We start from the raw sequence: 17,030 nt of genomic DNA on the forward strand, positions 1-17,030 counted from the left end.
TCGCGGTGTGTCACAGGGCGGGAGCCTACCCGGCCGACCGGTCCTGCGCGTCGGCTGCCGGATCGGAGCCTGAGTGCGCGGCGGCGATCACCCGGCCGTAGGTGTGGCCGCTGTCCTTGATGGTGCGTGCAAGGGTGCCGTAGTCAACGCGCACGATGCCGAACCGTTTGCCGTAGCCCCACGACCATTCGAAGTTGTCGAGCAACGACCACACGAAGTACCCGCGCACGTCTGCGCCCTCATCGATGGCCCGCCCCACGGCGTCGATATGGTTCAGGATGAACCGGGTGCGCTCCGCGTCGTGGACGGCGCCGTCGGCGTCGACCTCGTCGTCGTACGCCGCCCCGTTCTCCGTGATGTACAGCGGGGGGAGGTTTTCGTACTCCCGGCCCAGGCGGACCAGCAGGTGCCGCAGCCCGTCGGGGTTGACCTCCCAGTCCATGGCCGTGCGCGGCAGGCCGCGGCTGGGGAAGGTGATCCACTCGGCGCCGATCCAAGGCGACGCCGCGGGCCGTTCCGCGCCGCCCGAATGTCCGTCGCTGCCCGAAAGGTCGGGGTGCCCGCTGATGAGGTCGTCGTGATAGTGGTTCACCCCGAGGAAGTCCAGCGGTGCCCCGATCGCCTCAAGGTCGCCGGGCTGGATGAGCTCGGCCAGACCGAACGGTTCGAGGTCCCGCAGGGAGTCCTCGGGGTAGGCGCCCCGGAGGATCGGGTCGATGAAGATCCGGTTCTGCAGTGAATCGAAGAGGCGTGCCGCTTCGAGATCGACCGGGTCGGACGGGTCCTTCGGGATCGAATTGCTGAGGTTGAGGGTGATGCCAAGGTGCGCGGCGCCGCGGTGGCGCAGCTCCGCCACGGCCAGGCCGTGTGCCAGGTGCTGGTGGTGCACGGCGGCGACGGCGGCGCGCGGCTCCTGGCGGCCCGGGGCGTGCACCCCGGAGCCGTAGCCGAGCAGCGAGGAGCAGAACGGCTCGTTGAAGGTCGTCCAGTGCTCCACGCGGTCGCCGAGGGCCTCGTAGACGTCGGTGGCGTACTCAACGAAACGATAGGCGGTGTCGCGGTTGGCCCACCCGCCCTTTTCCTCAAGCGCCTGCGGCAGATCCCAGTGGTAGAGGGTGAGCCAGGGCAGGATGCCGGCGTCGAGCAGTTCATCGACGAGCCGGGAGTAGAAGTCGAGCCCCTCGCGGTTCACGGCGCGGTCCCCGGGGCGCACGCGGGCCCAGCTGGTGGAGAACCGGTAGGAGTCGAGTCCGAGTTCCTTCATCAGGCGGACATCCTCGGGCATGCGGTGGTAGTGGTCCACAGCGGTCTCGAGGTTCTCCCCCTTCGCAACAGCGCCGGGGATACGGGCAAAGGCGTCCCAGACCGAGTCCTCCTTGCCGCCTTCATGGCCGGCCCCCTCCACCTGGGCGGCGGCGGTAGCCGAACCCCAGAGGAAGCCCTGCGGCCAGTTGGTGCGGAAGTGTTCCTGCTGAGACATGGGCCCTTACCTGCTTCTTGAATGGGTTGCGGAGAACGCTGTGCTGGCGGCGGCCGGGAGAGCAACGCTATGGCGGCACTGCCGCTCCCTGAGTCCGGGTCGGCCACCTCCAGGGGCAAGGGGTGGGTCGAACAGGCCGCAGAGAGCGCTCTCACGGGGTGGGTCGAGTCTAGGAAGGCCGGGGCGGTGGTGTCAAAGGAGGTGAGGGTAGATCGTGCTATTTGTCCAGCGCCGGCATAAAGCCGATCCCGTAGGCCGGGGCGCTGGGAGCGGGTTTAATGACAGGACCTGCCCGCGGTACCCAGGAGGAGAAGATGAGCGCTGTGTGTCCATCGTGCGGATCGAGTCTGCAGGAGCTCCCTGAGAGCCAGTGGCCGGCGTCCGGCCCCGTCCCGGAGGGGGCGATCGCCGTGTATCAGTGCGAGGGCAACCACCGGGTCATCGTCGCCGATCCCGCGGTCCAGGCCTAACGTCCCTGGGAGTGGGACTGGCGGTCGCGGATGATCCTGTCGATCTCATCGCGCAGGGCAACCGCCTCCTCCATGGTGAGTTCGAGTTCGGCGGACTGCTCCACCCAGCCGATCTTCAGCACCTCGTCGCCCGCGGTGCCGGAAAGCCCCACCGCAAGGGCCCGTCCGCCCACCCGGCTGACATCTCCGATCACCATTTCCCCGCCGTCGTCCTCCGCGATTGCCATGATGTCCGCTCCTTGTGCGAGTGCCCGCCGCCGCCCCCGGGGCCTCGGATGGGGGCTGAGGCCATCATCCTACCCAGAGGGAATCCGCAGAATGAAGGGTCCTGAAAGTTATGGCCGGGAAAACAACGCAGGCTTAGCATTGAGGCGTGACCGGTGGGTATTCCACCTGCGGGCACAGCCAACCAGGGAGTGCGCCATGGGCTTGAGCAACCGACTTATCAATGCTGCGGGACGATTGGCGGGCCGCGGCACCACGGGGACGACGGGCACCGGCAGGACACGCGGCACGGGCGGAGTAGGGCGCGGCATGGGCCGCACCACCGGCCGGGGCGGTATGAGCAGCGGTTCGCGCGGCGGGCTCGGCGGAATGATCCGGGGGATCCTGAACCGGCGGTAGGCACCGGCCCGCGGCCCGGTCCGGGTCCATGGCGCAGAGGGCCCGCCAGGCGTTCCGGGCCCGTCCCGAAACAGCGGCAGGCACGAAGGGCCGCCGCGGAGTAGGTTGGTGCGATGCAGACACCTGAACTCCCACACGCCCCGGAATTCGACCCCGATTCATCCGAACCCCAGTCGGAGGAGCTGCTCGCCGCTGCGATCGGTAGAATCGAAGGCGAGATCGCCGAGCTCCAGTTTGACCGGTTCACCGCTGCCGATGCGCTCGCACTCGGACTCCAGCTTGTCGAACTGGGAACGGAAAGGGATCTCCCAATCGCCATCGACATCCGCCGCGGCGACCACACGGTCTTCCACGTCGCGCTGGCCGGCGCCACCTATGACAATGACCTGTGGGCCGCAGCCAAGAGCCGCACGGCGCTGCGGTACGCGGAGCCGTCCCTGCTGGTCGGGCTGCGGGCGCGCCGGGGCGGTGGCAGGCCCGAGGACAATCCGATGCTCGATCCGGCGCTCCATGCCGCCCATGGCGGAGCGTTTCCGCTGTACGTGCGTGGTGTGGGGCCGGTGGCCGTCGTGACGGTGTCCGGGCTGCCGCAGGTCGCCGACCATGACCTGGTAGTGGAGGCGCTCCGGACCTGGCGGAATGAGGCGGATTGAGCGGGCGGGTTGACCGGGACGGGCTGAGCGCCCGGGAAGATTGCGGCCAGCGGTCGCCCCCGCGGCAGCGCTGGTGAAGGGTGTCGGAGTCCGTTCGGCCGGTTCCCCGGCGGCCTGGGTGCCGCGGTCCTGTGGCCGTGCCCGGGCATGGAGAGTTCCACGCGCCGGGCACGGTCAGTGGCGGAGAACGGATGCGTTCCGGCGTCTCATCGCTTCCCCCACGGAGCGGTGAGTCGTGCGCCACCTGAAGCTTAGGCACAGCCGGCGTCAAAAACAAACCATCCGACCGGTTTCATTCATCCGGGGTTTCGCGGATCAGTCGAACAAGCCGGGGGCCCTCGTGCAGATGCTCCTTGGCGAGGATGCCCGGTAGGAGGGCGGCCCACATTTCCTCGATGCGCTCCATCAGGTCCCGGCGCCCGGTAAGGACGTTAGAGACCATCTGAACGCCGGTGACCGAGGCCACCAGGACGTGCGCGAAGGACCCCGAGTCAACTCCCGCGTGCAGCCAGCCTTCCTCCCGAGCGGCGCGGGTCAGCGCCTCCAAACCCTCCACCCAGTGCTGGTAGGGCCCTGCCACATCCTGGCCGAAAGCGGATGCTTCAAAGGTCAGGCGGATCCCGGCGCGCACCATCGGTTCATTGAGGGTGTCCTGCCCGAAGCCCCTGGACATCAGGATCATCGTCTCAAGTGCCGGGCGGCCCTCAGCAAGGATGGCGGCGGAGCGCTCCACCCCCAGGGCATGCTGGGCCGCGATGACCGCCCGCGCCAGTTCTTCCTTCGAGCGGAAGTGGAAGTACAGCGCGCCCTTGGTCACCGAGGCCGCCTCAGCGACACGCGCGAGGGAGGCCGTCTCGTAGCCCTGTTTTTCAAAGACCGCCGCGGCGCCGGCGAGGATCGACTCCCGGGTCGCCCGCGCCCGCTGCTGGATCAGGGCGGATCCCCGGGGCCGCCCGGGGGGCCCGGCAGGAGCGGGCTCGCCCGCCGCGCCGGGTATCCCTCCGGACATTTCGACGTTGGGTCCCACGTTGCGCCCTTCCTTGGTGCCGGCCGGGTGGTGCGCTCCCATGACGCTTCTTGGATGCTTTTGTCGCCCGTTCCGGCAAAAGCAGGAGATATACGCCAGGTTAGATAGGGGTTAGCATGCCATTAACATCTGGCACATGGCGCAGCGTAGCACTGTGCGGACCGCACGGGCCCGACGGCCGGCGGCCGGTGCTTCCGGGTGTGACAGGTAGAGGGGGACTACGTCATGCATCTGCGCCATGCGCCGCGTTTCGGCGGCGGCGAGCTGCCGGAGGAGCTGTTCATCAAGGCGATGGCTGCGACATCGGAAATTTCTTTGATCACCGATGCTTCGGAGAATATCCAGCACGTTTCGGAGTCCTTCACGGCCATCACCGGTTACACGGCGGATGAGGTGCTGGGGCGGAACTGCCGGATGCTCCAGGGGCCGGGGACCGACGTCGACACCCGGGCCGCCATCCGGCTTGCGCTGGACGCCGGTGAGCCCTTCCGGGGTGAAATCCTCAACTACCGAAAGGACGGGTCTGCGTTCTGGAACATGCTCAGCATTACGCCGCTGGCCTCCGAGTCGGGGGAGCTCACCCACTTCGTGAGTGTCCAGCGCGACATCAACACCAGGATGGCGCTCCATGAACAGCTCCGCTTTCAGGCGCTTCACGATCCCGTCACCGGATTGCCGAACCGCCTGGCGATGAACAACCACCTTGTGGACATCCTGGCGGGCGGGCCCCGATCCGAGGTCACGGCGGCCGTGGGGATGATCGACCTCGACGACTTCCGCGTAGTGAACAACACCTTCGGGCATGAGGCGGGGGACATGCTGCTCAAGGAGTGGGCGGCGCGGATTCAGGCGCAGCTGCGCGATGAGGATTTCCTCGGCCGGATGGGCGGGGATGAGTTCGTCCTGATCCTCAGCGGTATCAGCCGCGGTGCTCCGGAGGCCGGACTCACCCGGGTCCTTGAGCGGCTGTCCTCCGCCGTCGAGGTGCCCTTCAGTATCGACGGGCGCAGGGTGACCATCGGCATGAGCATGGGACTGGCCCTGTTCCCGGAGGACGGCTTCGACACCGCGTCCCTGCTCAAGAGCGCCGATGAGGCGCTCTACGAAGTGAAGACCCGCAAACACGGACGGCGCCGATGGTGGGAGCTTGCCGCCGAGGTCCCATCGGCGTCCGACGGCGTCGCCGCCGCCTCCGGCGCCTCCGTCTCCGACGGCGTCGCCTCCGCCTCCGCCTCGGCCGCCTCTGCCGCCGAGACAGGGGATCCCGCCGACCCGGCCGAGCAGGAGGCCGAGTGGACCCGCGAACGCCGGCGCGATGCCCTCTACGGCGGAGGGCTGTCCATCTGCCTTCAGCCCGTCATTGACCTGCGGGACGGCTCGGTGCATCTGTTCGAGGCGCTGGCCCGCCTGACGCTTCCCAACGGGACGGTGCTGCAGCCCGCTGGATTCGTTAAGGACCTGAGCGCTTTCGACCTGGACCACCTCTTCTCGACGGTCCTGGAGCAGTCCCTGGCCCAACTGGCCGAGTGGGACCGGCAGGGGCTGAACTACAGCGTGTCGGTGAACCTGCCGCCCACCACCCTTCTCGATCCGGCCTCACCCGACCTGATCAGCAGCGCCCTGGCCCGCCACGGGATCGCGCCCCACCGGCTCGGCCTCGAACTGCTCGAATCGCAGACCCTCGAATGGGACATCCAGCGGGAGGCGCTCAGCCAGCTGGTCCGCCTGGGGGTCGGCCTCGCCATGGATGATCTCGGGGCGGGATACAGCAGCCTGAAGCGGCTGTCGTCGCTGCCGTTCAATGCCATCAAGCTCGACCGCGATCTGCTCGCGGACATCCGCACCAAGCCGTCCGAGACGCTCAGCCTGATCGCGACCCTGATCCAGATGGGCAGGGATTTCGGTATGAACGTCGTGATTGAAGGGATCGAGGATGAGGGGATTGCCGAGGCGGTGGCGGTCCTCGGGGCGCCGCTGGGCCAGGGCTTCCACTTCAGCCGCCCGCTGGCACCCCAGGACGCCGCGGCGTGGGTCGAGCACTTCCGCCTGCCGGCGCCGAACGGTTCGCTCCGCACGTGCCTTGGGGCGCTGGCCTACCACTGGCAGTTCGCCCGACTGGGTTCACCCCATCCCCGCGCCCTGGCCGAATGCCCGCTGAGTCGGTTCCTCGCCTCCTACGGCAGCAGCGCCGATGTGGGCCGGTGGCATATTCAGCAGCACGACCCACGGGCGGCGCATGCCGGTGCCGGGCGGCTTCTTGTGGACTGGCTGGTGCGTCAGATCCGCACGCCCGCCGAGCCGGCCGGGCCACGGATGGAGCTGCTGGCCTGAGGTCCCCGGCGCTCGAAGGCCTGGGCGCTCGAAGGCCTGGGCGCTCCATGGGCTCAGCGACTGGATGCCCGAGCGCCGGAATGGCCGAGCGCCTGAACGCCAGAGCCCCCAAAGCCCGGTCCGATGCGCCCCGGCACCCCGCCGCCCGGCGGGCGGCGGGGTGCCGGAAGGTCAGGGCCGCTCGCCGTCCGCGGACCCACCCGAGGCCCGCGGAGCTGCGGTGCTGCCATTCGCTGAGATCCGCTGGCCCGACCCCGCTCCCTTCAGGATGTCGCCCAGCAGCGTGATGACATCGAGGCCGGTGGTGTCCTTGATCAGCTGGGTGGTCTGCTGCACCCCGGTCGAAACGTCCCGGCTGAGCTGCCCGGCGCCGTCGTTGGACACAACGGTCATTGTCTTGATCGCCGCGAGCGGAGCGGCGACCTCCCGCGCCATGGCGGGCAGGACCTCCAGGACCTTGCTCAGCACAGCCGCCTCGTTGAACTTCTCGTAGGCCTCGGCCTGCGCCGCGATGCCGGCGGCCTCCGCCTTGCCCCGGGCCTCGGTGGATTCCGCCTCCGCCTCGCCGCGCGAGCGGATGACCGCCGCCTCGGCGCGCCCCCGCGCCTCCTGTACAGCCGCTTCGGCGGTTCCGCGCGCCGTGTTCGCCGCGGCATCCGCCTCCGCGGCGACCCGGTCGCCCTCGGCGACGAGCTTGCGCTTGGCCAGTTCCACCCGGGCCTCGATCTCGGTCGCCTCCGACGCCCGACGCCGCTCCTCAAGCCGGGCATCGGCCTGCTGGATCAACCTGTACTTCTCGGCGTCCGCGGGCTTGCGGACTTCGGTGTCGAGCTCGCGCTCGCGCAGTTCGGCGCGCCGCTGAGCCACCTGCTGCTCGCGGATGATCACCTGCTCGTTCTGTTCCGCAGCCGCGAGGGGCCCCGCCGCGTCGGCCCGGGCCTGCCGGGCATCGGCGACCTCCTTCAGTTCCGCACGCTTGATGATGAGCTGCTGGTGCGCCAGGGCGACCTGCTCATCGGAGAGCGCGCGGGCCTGCTCGGATTCCTGGACCGACCGGGCTTCGGCAATTTTGGCGTTTTTCTCGGCCAGTGCGGCCTCCGGCCGGCCAAGGTTTTTCAAATAGCCGGAATCGTCGTCCACCGACTGAATCTGGAAAGTGTCAATTTCGAGACCCTGATTATGCATTGAGTGCTCGGCTTCTTCCTTCACGCTCTTTGCGAAGGTGGCCCGGTCCTTAATAATCGATTCCACTGTCAGTGTTCCCACAATAGAGCGGAGCGAGCCGGAAAGAGTTTCCTGGGTGTAGTGGTCAATGGCCTCCTGCTGGTTGAGGAACCGTTGGGCCGCCTTGCGGACGGCGTCGGCGTCCCCGCCCACCTTGACCTGCGCCACCCCGGTGAGGTGCAGTTTGATGCCGTTCTGCGAGATTCCCTCTATTTTGAGCGAGACCTGGCGGGACGCCAAGGAGATGGGGTAGGCACGCTGCGAGAACGGATTGATGAAGATCCGCCCGAAGACCACCCGCTGGCTGTCGGGGTCGGGCTGGCCCTTGCTGTCTTTTGAGGAGATGATCAGGGCCTGGTCCGGGCTCGCAATATGGAGCGCCATGCGGGCAAGAACGACGCCGATGACGGCGAGGACAAGCAAAACCACGACGATGAGGATAAGTGGAATAAGGGTGGGATCCATGGTGGCCCTTTCCGCGGGCGCTGAGGGTCGAGCCGCGGAAAAAGGTCCCGCGTTCCACTCCTGATCTTAGGGAGGAAATACCTTTTTGCATCCCCGGTCCGCCGAATTCTTTGGCCGGCCCTGCTAATGCAGAGGCGACCGTGCATATTCCTCGATACTGCGGTCCGCGAGCCAGTCCACAAGCCGGGCCCCGGGCTCCGAAGCGTCCTTGGCGGGACCGTGCTGAAGGCCGTGCCAGTCCAGGGCGGGCGAGCCGGGCCCGGCGTGCGCGTTCAGGAACGCCGTGAGCGGGCACCGGGCCTGCGGGCCGGGATGGGGCGAGCGCAGCCTGGTGAACTGCCAGGTGTACGCGAGGGCGCCAAGGAAGGTCTCCAGCCCACCGTCGGCGCCGGGCGGGGCGAAGACCTCAATCCAGGCGGGAACGTCTTCCGGTTCCAGGGGCGGGGCGAGGAAATATCCCTGTCCGTAGGGCGGTGCCAGGATGCGTGCAGCCTCGGTCAGGGCGGCATCCTCGAGCCCTTCGATAATGACCTCCCAGTCGAGGTCGCGCCCCAGCTGGATGAGCGTCGCGAGGATCGTCAGCGTCCGCACGGGCCGTGTCCTCAGCTGGGCCGTCAGCGCGCCGTCGATCTTGACCGCATTGAAGGGCAGCACTGACAACCGCTGAAGACTGCTGTAGCCCGACCCGAGGTCGTCCATGGCGAGACAGACGCCCAGCGCCCGCAGGTTCGACAACGCCGCAGCCTGAACAGGAGAGGTGATCGCGCCGGTTTCGAGAAGTTCAAGGACCAGCCGGTCCGGAGTGATGCCGTGCCGCTCGAGGGCCGAGGCGACCCACCCGGTGCACGCTGGGTCGAGCAGGGTGGTGGGGCTGAGGTTCACGCTGATGCGGAACGACCGCCCCGCGCGGTCCCAGCGGGAGAGGTGGGACAGCGCCTGCTCGAGCCCGTCCCGGAAGAGCTGGTCAACCTCGTGCCCTGCCAGCGCCGGCAGGAAGTCAGCCGGCCCGACCGGGGGGTGGCCGTCGATGTTGACCCGTGCGAGAGCCTCCAGGAGGTCCACCCGTCCGGTCCGGAGATCCACAACGGGCTGCAGGACCAGCGACAGTGTCCCCACCGGCGCGTGCGGTCCGGCGAGTGGATTCCCGGCGCGCCGCGCTGCGGCTTCCGGTGCCGGCGCCGTTGCGGGAGGACCCGTGTCGGGGACCGGGGACGGATCGTCTGGTCCGGCGAGGTTCCACCACTGCCGGCGCTCGGCCCCGTGGCTTATCAGGTCGGAGAGGGCGGCCGCCGCCCGCCGCCGGGAGGCGTCGAACCCTTCGGGACCGCCGCGGTGCAGCGCCAGTCCCATGATCATTTCGACGTCGATCGAGTTACCCCCGCCGAGCGGCACCGGCGTTTCCACCGCGCGGTGGAGTCTTGCGGCGACGGATTCAAGCTGCCGGTGTGACCCGGCGTCGTGCATGCCCGTGATCAGGAGGATGAACTCGTCTCCGCCGATCCTGGCGAGGAAGTCGGTGCTGCGCAGATTGGACTTCAACCGGCGTGCCATCTCGCATAGCAGGGCGTCGCCCGCTTCACGGCCGAACGTGTCGTTGACCTGACGGAAATTGTCGAATCGAATTACTCCAAGGGCAACCTCCGGGGCGGAAGGTGCGGCGTCCAACCGCTGTTCGAGGCCGCTGCGGTTGGGCAGTCCGGTCAGCGGGTCGTGGAGGGCGAGGAAGCGCAGTTCCTCCTGCAGTGCCACCTGCGCGGTGATGTCACGCTGGACGCTGACGAAGTGGGTGATCCTGCCGTCGTCATCGCGCAGCGGCGAAACGGTCAGGGCGTTCCAGAACGGTGACCCGTTCTTGCGGTAGTTGAGGATAGTGCCCCTGAAGGTTTCTCCCCGCTCCAGGCGGCTGCTCAGGGCGGCAAGCGTTTCGCGGTCCGACCCGGGGCCCTGCAGGATCCGGCAGTTCTTCCCGAGCAGTTCCTCGAAGGTGTAGCCCGTGATGGTCGTGAAGGCGGCATTGGCGTACACGATGCGCTGGGCGGCGTCCGTAATCAGGGAACCCTCGGACACGGCGTGCAGGGCGTGGCCGAGCAGCGAATCCGGCAGCTCCGGCCAGCCCGGGCCGCCGGCCCCGTCCTCCGGTCCTCCGGGGCGCGGCGGCTCTTCCGGTACGGGGTTGGCCGGGGGAGTTGTGCCCCGTGCCTCCGCGGTGCGGCCGGCGCGCAGCCGCACCTCGAGGTCGGTCAACGCCTGGTGGTGGGAATCGAGGATCCAGCGCCAGGAATCGGTTGGCGCGCCGGCGGCGAGGCCCGCCAGTCCTGTCGCGGGCCCAAGCCCCCACTCCCGGGCGACGGCGGCCATCTCGACGTCCCGTGCCAGGCGGATCAACCCGAGTTCCTTGCGCAGGTCGGACTCGGCCCGTGGTGCTTCCGCCGGGCCCCCGGCGGAATTGCGGGGCGGCGCCAACGCCTGACCGGTCGCCGCAAGCAGTTCCTCAAGGACCCGCCGCTCCTGCCACAGGGTGACGGTCAGTTCAGTGATGCCCATGGCGCACCGACCCCCGCCTCCGGCGCCGCACGCCGGCGGGCCCGGACATCAGGAGGGGAACCTTCGCGGCGGCGTGGAGCATGGTTGCATGGTGAACCTTCGCTGATCGCTGTGCATCGGTGCAGTGCGAGCCGGGCCCACGACCGCCCCCCAGGTGAGCCGGACGGCAGCCACCTGCGCCGACTATAGCAGGGCGGGCGCGCGGGATACGGAAGGTGCGGCGCATGCGCTGAGGGTCTGCAGGCGAGCGGCGGTTCGGGCTTCGAGCCCGGGCTCCGGCACCGGCCTCGAGCACGTGCGGTGCCGGATTGCCGGGGCCGCGATTTCCAGGCCCGTGCGCGTGGATGAAAGACTTGCCCCACCACCCAACCCACCAGGAGCGCCCGTGCGACCACTTCGGCCCGGTCCGGATTTCCTTTCCCGCACCTCGTCCGTCTGGATCTTCTTCGCGCTGATCCACTCGGGGTTCCTCGCCCGGCTGATGCCCTTCATCCTGTCCGGGGGAGTGCTCAGCGACATCAATATCTACCGCGGCTGGGCCTACCAGGCCCTGAACGACGGGATCTGGCAGGGCATCGACACCGCCTGGGTCTATCCCACCGGAGCCATTGTGCCCCTGGTCGCCGCAACAGCCCTCGGCCCGGAGCTTTACCAGCTGACCTGGTTCGGCATCTTCACCGCTCTGAACGCGGCCGGCACCGTCGCCCTGCTCCGCCGCGGCGCGCCGCACGGCCCGCGGGCGGCGTACTGGTGGCTCGCTGCGACGGCACTGCTCGGTCCGGTCGCGGTGGGACGCCTCGACGGGCTGACCGCCCCACTGGTGATCGTCGGAATCCTGCTGCTAGCGGCGCGGCCGGTCCTTGCCTCCCTGCTGCTCAGCGCCGCGACCTGGGTGAAGGTCTGGCCCGCCGCGGTCGTGCTGGCCGCGGTGATCACCTGCCGGGACCGCCTCAAGATCGTGCTGGCAGGGGCCGGACTGTCAGCGGGCATCGCCGTCGTCGTCGCCGTCTTCGGGGACCTCCGCAACGTCACGGGGTTCCTCGGCGCCCAGGGTGCGCGCGGGATGCAGCTCGAGGCGCCCCTGTCGACGCCCGGCGTCTGGCAGGCGATCACCGGGACCTCGGGGGCGTACTTCTACGAGGACAAAATCATCAACACCATGGAGGTGAGGGGGGCGCTGAGCGGGGAGGTCTCCGCTTTGATGGGCCCCCTGCTGGCCCTGGCGGTGCTCGGGACTGCTGCGCTGGTCGCCGTCGGGCTCCGCCGGGGAGCACGCCCCGGCCCGTTGCTGGCCACCGCCTCGCTCGCCCTGGTGGCCACGCTCGTCGTGTTCAATAAGGTCGGCTCGCCCCAGTTCATGCTCTGGATCGCTGCGGCGATCGCCGCAGGACTGGCGCTCGACGCCGCGGGGGACTGGCGGCTGCCGGCGGCGGCGATGCTCCTGACCGCGGCGCTCACCACGCTCGTCTACCCGATCTTCTACGACGAACTGCGGTACGGGCTGAACCCGGCGGTCGCGCTCCTGTTGACGCTGCGCAACCTGCTCGTGGTGGGCATCTTCGGGTGGTCGGTGCGCAGGCTCTGGGGGATGAGCCGGAGGACGGCCGGGTCGCCCGCCCGGGCGGGCCTGCCGGGCTCCGCCTAACCCCCTGCGCAGGACCGGGCGCCGAACCTCAGTCGTGCCCGGGTTCGCCCGTGACGCGGTGATCGGCGTGGTTCAGGCCCTCCCGGACCAGCCGCGCCAGATGCCCGTCGGTGATGCTGTAGATGATGCGGCGGCTCTCGCGGTGGGTGCTGACCAGCCCGGCAAGACGCAGCTTCGCCAGGTGCTGGCTGACCGACGTGCGGCTCACGGCCGTGCGCGTCACGAGGGTGCCGACGTCGGACGGGCCGTGGGTGAGCAGCCACAGGAGGTGGAGCCGGGTCGGATCGGCGAGCATCCTGAAGGTTGCCGCCCCGGATCCCAGACGCGCCTGGTCCGGCGGCCCGGGATGATGAAGGCTCGGTCCCTTACCGCCCATCCCGGTTCCCTTCGGCCGCTGAGCTCGGAGCAGGAGGCGCCGGCCGGGCAACGCGCGGCCACAACCGGCCCGCCGCCACGGTGCCCGCCGCAGCCAGCGCCGCGAGGACAAGCGCCGCGGCCGGCTGACCCGCGGCGGCGCCGATCCAGCCCGCGGCCGGATAGGTGAAGATGAAGCACGCGTGGGACAGCGAGAACTGGGCCGTGAACAGCTGGTTCCGGGTGCCGTCCGTGGCGGCGCGGCGCAGCAGCCGCCCGGAGGGGGTGCTGATCATCGAGGTCCCGGCGCCGAGCAGTCCCCACAGGCCCAGGTAGAGCAGCCAGGAATGATCTGTGAGGGGGACCGGGAGCTGCTCCGTCCAGGTCAGCAGTGCCGCGGCGGCAAGCCCGGGCGGCAGGATAATGCCGCCGGTGAGCATGAGGGAACGGTCGGAAACCCGGTCAAGAAGCCGCGGGGCGGCAAGGGCCACAATCATCGACCCCCCGCCGTAGCAGGCGAGGGCGAGCGCGACGTCGGTATTGGAGCGGTCGAACACCTCCCGGACGTGCACCACGGTATTCACCAGCACGAAGGCCGTCCCCGCGGCCACAGCAAGGTCGAGTGCCAGCAGCCCGCGCAGCGGGGCCAGACGCAGGAAGATCCGCGTCCCGAGGGTGGTGCGGTGCAGCAGAGACCCGGCCGGGTCTGCCGGTGGAATCGGCGGCAGCCGGGTGGCTGCGACCAGGGCGGCCGAGAGCAGGAAACCGACGGCCGTCCCGATGAACAGGTTCGAGTAGGAAACGACGAGCAGCAGGGCGGCTGCCAGCAGCGGACTGAGCAGTGACTCGAGGTCGTAGGCGAGGCGGGAGAGCGACAGCGCCCGGGTGTAGTCCCGCTCGCGCGGCAGGACGACGGGGATGAGGGCCTGGAACGCCGGGGTGAAGGTGGCCGAGGCCGACTGCAGGACAAAGACCAGCAGGTAGATCTGCCAGATCGAGTCGACCCAGGGCAGGGCCAGGGCGATGGCGGCGCGCACGAGGTCCGCACCGATCAGCACCGCCCGGCGGGGCAGGTGCCCCACCAGGGCGGACATGAAGGGCGCGGCGAAGACGTAGGCGACCATCTTGAGGGTGAAGGCCGTGCCGAGGACGGCGCCGGCCTGCCCGCCGGCAAGGTCGAAGGCAAGCAGGCCGAGGGCCACCGTCAGGAGGCCGGTGCCCGCCAGGGCCACAACTTGGGCGGTGAGCAGCTTCCGGTAAGCCGGAACCCGCAGAACGGTGAGCATGGGTTCCTTCGGGGGCGGCGGAACGGGAACCTTCAGCATAGGTGCACGTCCGCGCACATATCAACCGTCCGCCCGGCGGGTCAGGGGTGGCGGACGCCCTCGCCGGCCAGCACGGCCCGGTACCCCTCCCGGTAGGTCGGGTAGGTGAAGCCGAACCCGGTCGACCGCAGCAGGGCGCTCGAGCATCGCTTGTCGCCGCCCCGGGTGGTACTGGTCGGGCCGGCCGGGGGAGCCGGCAGGCGCAGTTCGGCCGCGAGGAAACGCAGGACGTCGGCGAGGTCGGAGGGTTCCTCGTCGGTGCCCAGGTATACCGGGGCCGGGGCCTCCACCGCCGTGGTGAGGTGCACGATGGCGGCGGCGGCGTCGTCGCGGTGGATCCGGTTGGTCCACTGGGGCTCGGCCGGCAGGACGGCCCGGCCGGAGGAGACCGAATCGATCAGCCGGGTGCGGCCCGGCCCGTAGATGCCCGAGAGCCGCAGGACCAGGGCGGCGGGGGAGCGCTCCAGCAGGAGCCTTTCGGCCTCCCTCAGGATTCTCCCCGTGGGTGTTCCGGGCTCGGCCGGGGAATGCTCGTCCACGGGTCCGCCGCCGAAGTCCCCGTAGACGGCGGTTGAGGAGACGAAAAGGATCCGCCGGGGGCTCACGCCGTCCCGCTCCAGGGCGTCGAGGAGGTTAGCCGTCGCGCTCACGTAGGCCGCCCGGTAGGCCGCCTCGGTGCGCTCGCCGGCGGCGGTTGCGATCACCACGGTGTCCGTGTCGGCGGGGACCTCCGGTAGCGTGCCGGTGAGGTCGACGGCTCGGCCCTCAAGCTGCTCCGGGAGCCGTCCGGGGGAGCGCCGCCAGCCCACCACCCGGTGCCCGGCCGCGGCGTAGCGCAGCCCGGCTTCCGTTCCAAGGTCTCCGCACCCGGCGATCAGCACTGTCATTCGTCGAGCCTATCGCCGATTCTCAGTCCCGGATCCGCACGGCGGTCTCGCGCAGGTACAGGTCGACGCGGGTGTACGCGTCGCGGGTCAGGGCCTTCCACAGCTCGACGCCGAGCCGGGGGTCCTCCTCCTCGATGTTGGCGATGGCCTCCGCCGTCAGGACCTTCAGCCGGACCTTGCCCACCGCCTTCACTGTGGTTTCCTGGCGGTCTGAGCTGCCCAGCGCCAGCTCGCCGAACGTCATCCCGGCGCTGAGGGTGGTCAGCTTCACCCGCCTGCCGGTCGGGCCCGGCACAGAGGTCTCGATCCTGCCCGAGAGGATGAAAAAGACGCCGCCGAAGCGCTGGCCGACCCGCCGGACCACGTCGCGGTCGGCGTAGGCGCGGTCCTCCATGCGCCCGGCGAGGGCGTCCATGTCCCCGGCGCTCAGCGGGCTGAGCGCCGGGCAGTCGGCGACCTCGACCTCGGCCGGCAGGCACAGTTCGTCGCCGTAGCGGCCGATCAGTTCGTTCTCGCACCACTCGACGGCGGCGGTGCGGGTGTCGAAGGTCGGCACCTCCCGGTCCACGTCCTTGAAGGTTTCGGCGAGGCTGCCGTCGGCGTCGATCAGGACGAGTTCGCGGCCGGCCGCCACCAGGTTCTCGCGCACCTCGGCCAGCAGGCGCAGGGACACCCCGGCCACCTCGTCGACGCGGCGCAGGTCCAGGATGACGAGGGCGACGTCCTCGCCCAGGCTGCTCAGTTCGCGCACCATGGACTCGGTGCCGGCGAACAGCAGGTCACCGTTGAGCTCGATGACCCTGGCGCGGTGCCCGTGTTCGCGGAGGATATCCATCGCCTCGTCGTTGCGGCGGATCCCCGAGGGGGCCCCGGTGATGTCGTAGGTCGACCGGATGGCCGAGCGGCCCGTGCGGGCGGCCCGGACGAAGTGGAGTTCCATGTCGTTGGAGAGCCGCTCGGCCGTGGCGACGCCGCGGACGCTGCTGCCGTGGGCGTCGAGCGGCGGGGAGTACACGGCGAGGCCAACCTGGCCGGGCAGGACGGCGATCGTTCCGCCGCCGACCCCGCTCTTGGCCGGCATGCCGACGTTGCTGAGCCAGGAGCCGGCGTCGTCGTACATGCCCGAGGTGGCCATCACCGATAGGACGCGCTCCACCTCGCCGATGCCCAGAACCTCCTTGCCCGTCAGCGGGTTGCGGCCGGCGTTGGCGAGCGAGGCGGCCATGACCGACAGGTCGAGGCAGGTTACCTGGACCGAGCACTGGCGGAAGTAGTCTCTGATGACCGGCGCCGGATCGGATTCGAGGATGTTGAAGGACCGCAGCAGGTAGGCCAGGGCCCGGTTGCGGTGACCGTGTTCGAGCTCGGATTCGAAGATCTCCTCGTCGACGTTCAGCTGCCGGCCGGCGAAGGCCGAGTAGGTGTTGAGGATGCGCTTGAACCGGGTGTTGCCGCCGGCAGAGCGGACCAGCGAGGTCGCCGTCAGGGCGCCGGCGTTGATCATGGCGTTGGCGGGACGGCCGGTGCCGGGGGCCAACGAGATCTCGTTGAACGAATCTCCCGACGGTTCGACGTCGACCTTCGCGTCCACGGCCTCCACGCCGAGGTCGGCCAGCGCCAGCCCGTAGGTGAAGGGCTTGGAGATCGACTGGATGGTGAATTCCTGCCGGGTGTCGCCAATCTCGTAGGTGTATCCGTCGACGGTGGTGAGGCAGATGCCGAAGTTGTCCGGGTCGACGTTCGCCATGGCCGGGATGGTGCTGTACGGCTTGCCGTCCTTGAGCTCCGCAATCTCCTGATGGATCCTTTTGAGGTAGCTTTCGATCGGCGATTCCATGGCTTCAACCCTAGGGCACCCCGTAGGGAGGGCCGTCCAGCGGCCGGTGACTTCTGCGAACGCCGGACCGGAAAGCGACGGCGGTACCCGAAAGCGACATCGGCGCCGTATATTTCCGGTGCGCTCGTCGCAATCGGTGCGTCCGTGGCGGCGGTCCCGGAAAG

Annotated in this window: 14 protein-coding genes; 5 read left to right on the forward strand and 9 right to left on the reverse strand. The window is 69.4% G+C overall.

The genetic code is table 11. The features are described from left to right. Nucleotides 1–25: 25 nt before the first annotated feature. Entirely contained in the window at nucleotides 26–1,480 is a 1,455-nt protein-coding gene (locus E2F48_RS05775; protein ID WP_133403049.1) for a GH1 family beta-glucosidase, read from the reverse strand. Between the two features lie 314 nt (nucleotides 1,481–1,794). On the opposite strand from E2F48_RS05775, the gene E2F48_RS05780 reads away from it, so the two are divergent. Beyond that, nucleotides 1,795–1,950 carry a hypothetical protein gene (locus E2F48_RS05780; RefSeq protein WP_165968701.1) on the forward strand — a complete coding sequence of 52 codons (156 nt, stop codon included), beginning with the start codon at nucleotides 1,795–1,797 and terminating at the stop codon, nucleotides 1,948–1,950. Here E2F48_RS05780 and E2F48_RS05785 read toward each other — a convergent pair. Further along, the gene (locus E2F48_RS05785; protein WP_133403051.1) at nucleotides 1,947–2,177 is read right to left on the reverse strand and encodes a hypothetical protein; all 231 of its coding nucleotides are present in this window, start codon (nucleotides 2,175–2,177) and stop codon (nucleotides 1,947–1,949) included. The genes E2F48_RS05780 and E2F48_RS05785 overlap by 4 nt on opposite strands. 202 nt (nucleotides 2,178–2,379) lie before the next feature. Between E2F48_RS05785 and E2F48_RS05790 the strand changes: the two genes are divergently transcribed. After that, nucleotides 2,380–2,574, forward strand: coding sequence for a hypothetical protein (locus E2F48_RS05790; protein WP_133403052.1), 195 nt, complete (start codon nucleotides 2,380–2,382; stop codon nucleotides 2,572–2,574). Between the two features lie 113 nt (nucleotides 2,575–2,687). Continuing rightward, nucleotides 2,688–3,227, forward strand: coding sequence for a heme-degrading domain-containing protein (locus E2F48_RS05795; protein ID WP_133403053.1), 540 nt, complete (start codon nucleotides 2,688–2,690; stop codon nucleotides 3,225–3,227). 292 nt (nucleotides 3,228–3,519) lie between these two features. On the opposite strand, the gene E2F48_RS05800 is transcribed toward E2F48_RS05795, so the two are convergent. Continuing rightward, nucleotides 3,520–4,296, reverse strand: coding sequence for a ScbR family autoregulator-binding transcription factor (locus E2F48_RS05800; protein WP_246018536.1), 777 nt, complete (start codon nucleotides 4,294–4,296; stop codon nucleotides 3,520–3,522). 183 nt (nucleotides 4,297–4,479) lie between these two features. Between E2F48_RS05800 and E2F48_RS05805 the strand changes: the two genes are divergently transcribed. Next, entirely contained in the window at nucleotides 4,480–6,585 is a 2,106-nt protein-coding gene (locus tag E2F48_RS05805; protein ID WP_133403054.1) for a putative bifunctional diguanylate cyclase/phosphodiesterase, read from the forward strand. Nucleotides 6,586–6,756: 171 nt separating this feature from the next. Here E2F48_RS05805 and E2F48_RS05810 read toward each other — a convergent pair whose 3' ends face one another. Further along, the gene (locus E2F48_RS05810; protein WP_133403055.1) at nucleotides 6,757–8,274 is read right to left on the reverse strand and encodes a flotillin family protein; all 1,518 of its coding nucleotides are present in this window, start codon (nucleotides 8,272–8,274) and stop codon (nucleotides 6,757–6,759) included. 123 nt (nucleotides 8,275–8,397) lie between these two features. Beyond that, on the reverse strand, nucleotides 8,398–10,818 hold the full coding sequence (locus tag E2F48_RS05815) for a putative bifunctional diguanylate cyclase/phosphodiesterase (protein ID WP_133403056.1): 2,421 nt from the start codon (nucleotides 10,816–10,818) through the stop codon (nucleotides 8,398–8,400). A gap of 385 nt (nucleotides 10,819–11,203) precedes the next feature. Between E2F48_RS05815 and E2F48_RS05820 the strand changes: the two genes are divergently transcribed. Then, complete coding sequence (locus E2F48_RS05820) at nucleotides 11,204–12,463, forward strand: glycosyltransferase 87 family protein (RefSeq protein ID WP_133403057.1); 1,260 nt, start codon at nucleotides 11,204–11,206, stop codon at nucleotides 12,461–12,463. Between the two features lie 28 nt (nucleotides 12,464–12,491). Here E2F48_RS05820 and E2F48_RS05825 read toward each other — a convergent pair whose 3' ends face one another. The 4 genes from E2F48_RS05825 to glsA form a co-directional block, all read right to left on the reverse strand. Next, nucleotides 12,492–12,839 carry an ArsR/SmtB family transcription factor gene (locus tag E2F48_RS05825; RefSeq protein WP_133403058.1) on the reverse strand — a complete coding sequence of 116 codons (348 nt, stop codon included), beginning with the start codon at nucleotides 12,837–12,839 and terminating at the stop codon, nucleotides 12,492–12,494. Beyond that, nucleotides 12,829–14,103: an MFS transporter gene (locus E2F48_RS05830; protein WP_133403059.1), complete on the reverse strand. Its 1,275-nt coding sequence runs from the start codon at nucleotides 14,101–14,103 to the stop codon at nucleotides 12,829–12,831. The genes E2F48_RS05825 and E2F48_RS05830 overlap by 11 nt, the downstream gene beginning before the upstream one ends. An 80-nt stretch (nucleotides 14,104–14,183) precedes the next feature. Then, entirely contained in the window at nucleotides 14,184–15,029 is an 846-nt protein-coding gene (locus E2F48_RS05835) for an NAD-dependent epimerase/dehydratase family protein (RefSeq protein WP_133403060.1), read from the reverse strand. A 22-nt stretch (nucleotides 15,030–15,051) separates the two neighbouring features. Then, nucleotides 15,052–16,866 carry a glutaminase A gene (glsA, locus tag E2F48_RS05840; RefSeq protein WP_133403061.1) on the reverse strand — a complete coding sequence of 605 codons (1,815 nt, stop codon included), beginning with the start codon at nucleotides 16,864–16,866 and terminating at the stop codon, nucleotides 15,052–15,054. Between the last annotated feature and the right edge of the window lie 164 nt (nucleotides 16,867–17,030).

Origin of the sequence: Arthrobacter crusticola (assembly GCF_004357995.1) — a bacterium.
GTDB lineage: Bacteria > Actinomycetota > Actinomycetes > Actinomycetales > Micrococcaceae > Arthrobacter_D > Arthrobacter_D crusticola.

Coding starts and splice junctions, on each gene's coding strand:
- E2F48_RS05775 (WP_133403049.1), bottom strand. CDS start 1,480: ATGTCTCAGCAGGAACACTTCCGCACCAACTGGCCGCAGGGCTTCCTC.
- E2F48_RS05780 (WP_165968701.1), top strand. CDS start 1,795: ATGAGCGCTGTGTGTCCATCGTGCGGATCGAGTCTGCAGGAGCTCCCT.
- E2F48_RS05785 (WP_133403051.1), bottom strand. CDS start 2,177: ATGGCAATCGCGGAGGACGACGGCGGGGAAATGGTGATCGGAGATGTC.
- E2F48_RS05795 (WP_133403053.1), top strand. CDS start 2,688: ATGCAGACACCTGAACTCCCACACGCCCCGGAATTCGACCCCGATTCA.
- E2F48_RS05800 (WP_246018536.1), bottom strand. CDS start 4,296: ATGGGAGCGCACCACCCGGCCGGCACCAAGGAAGGGCGCAACGTGGGA.
- E2F48_RS05805 (WP_133403054.1), top strand. CDS start 4,480: ATGCATCTGCGCCATGCGCCGCGTTTCGGCGGCGGCGAGCTGCCGGAG.
- E2F48_RS05810 (WP_133403055.1), bottom strand. CDS start 8,274: ATGGATCCCACCCTTATTCCACTTATCCTCATCGTCGTGGTTTTGCTT.
- E2F48_RS05815 (WP_133403056.1), bottom strand. CDS start 10,818: ATGGGCATCACTGAACTGACCGTCACCCTGTGGCAGGAGCGGCGGGTC.
- E2F48_RS05825 (WP_133403058.1), bottom strand. CDS start 12,839: ATGGGCGGTAAGGGACCGAGCCTTCATCATCCCGGGCCGCCGGACCAG.
- E2F48_RS05830 (WP_133403059.1), bottom strand. CDS start 14,103: ATGCTCACCGTTCTGCGGGTTCCGGCTTACCGGAAGCTGCTCACCGCC.
- E2F48_RS05835 (WP_133403060.1), bottom strand. CDS start 15,029: ATGACAGTGCTGATCGCCGGGTGCGGAGACCTTGGAACGGAAGCCGGG.
- glsA (WP_133403061.1), bottom strand. CDS start 16,866: ATGGAATCGCCGATCGAAAGCTACCTCAAAAGGATCCATCAGGAGATT.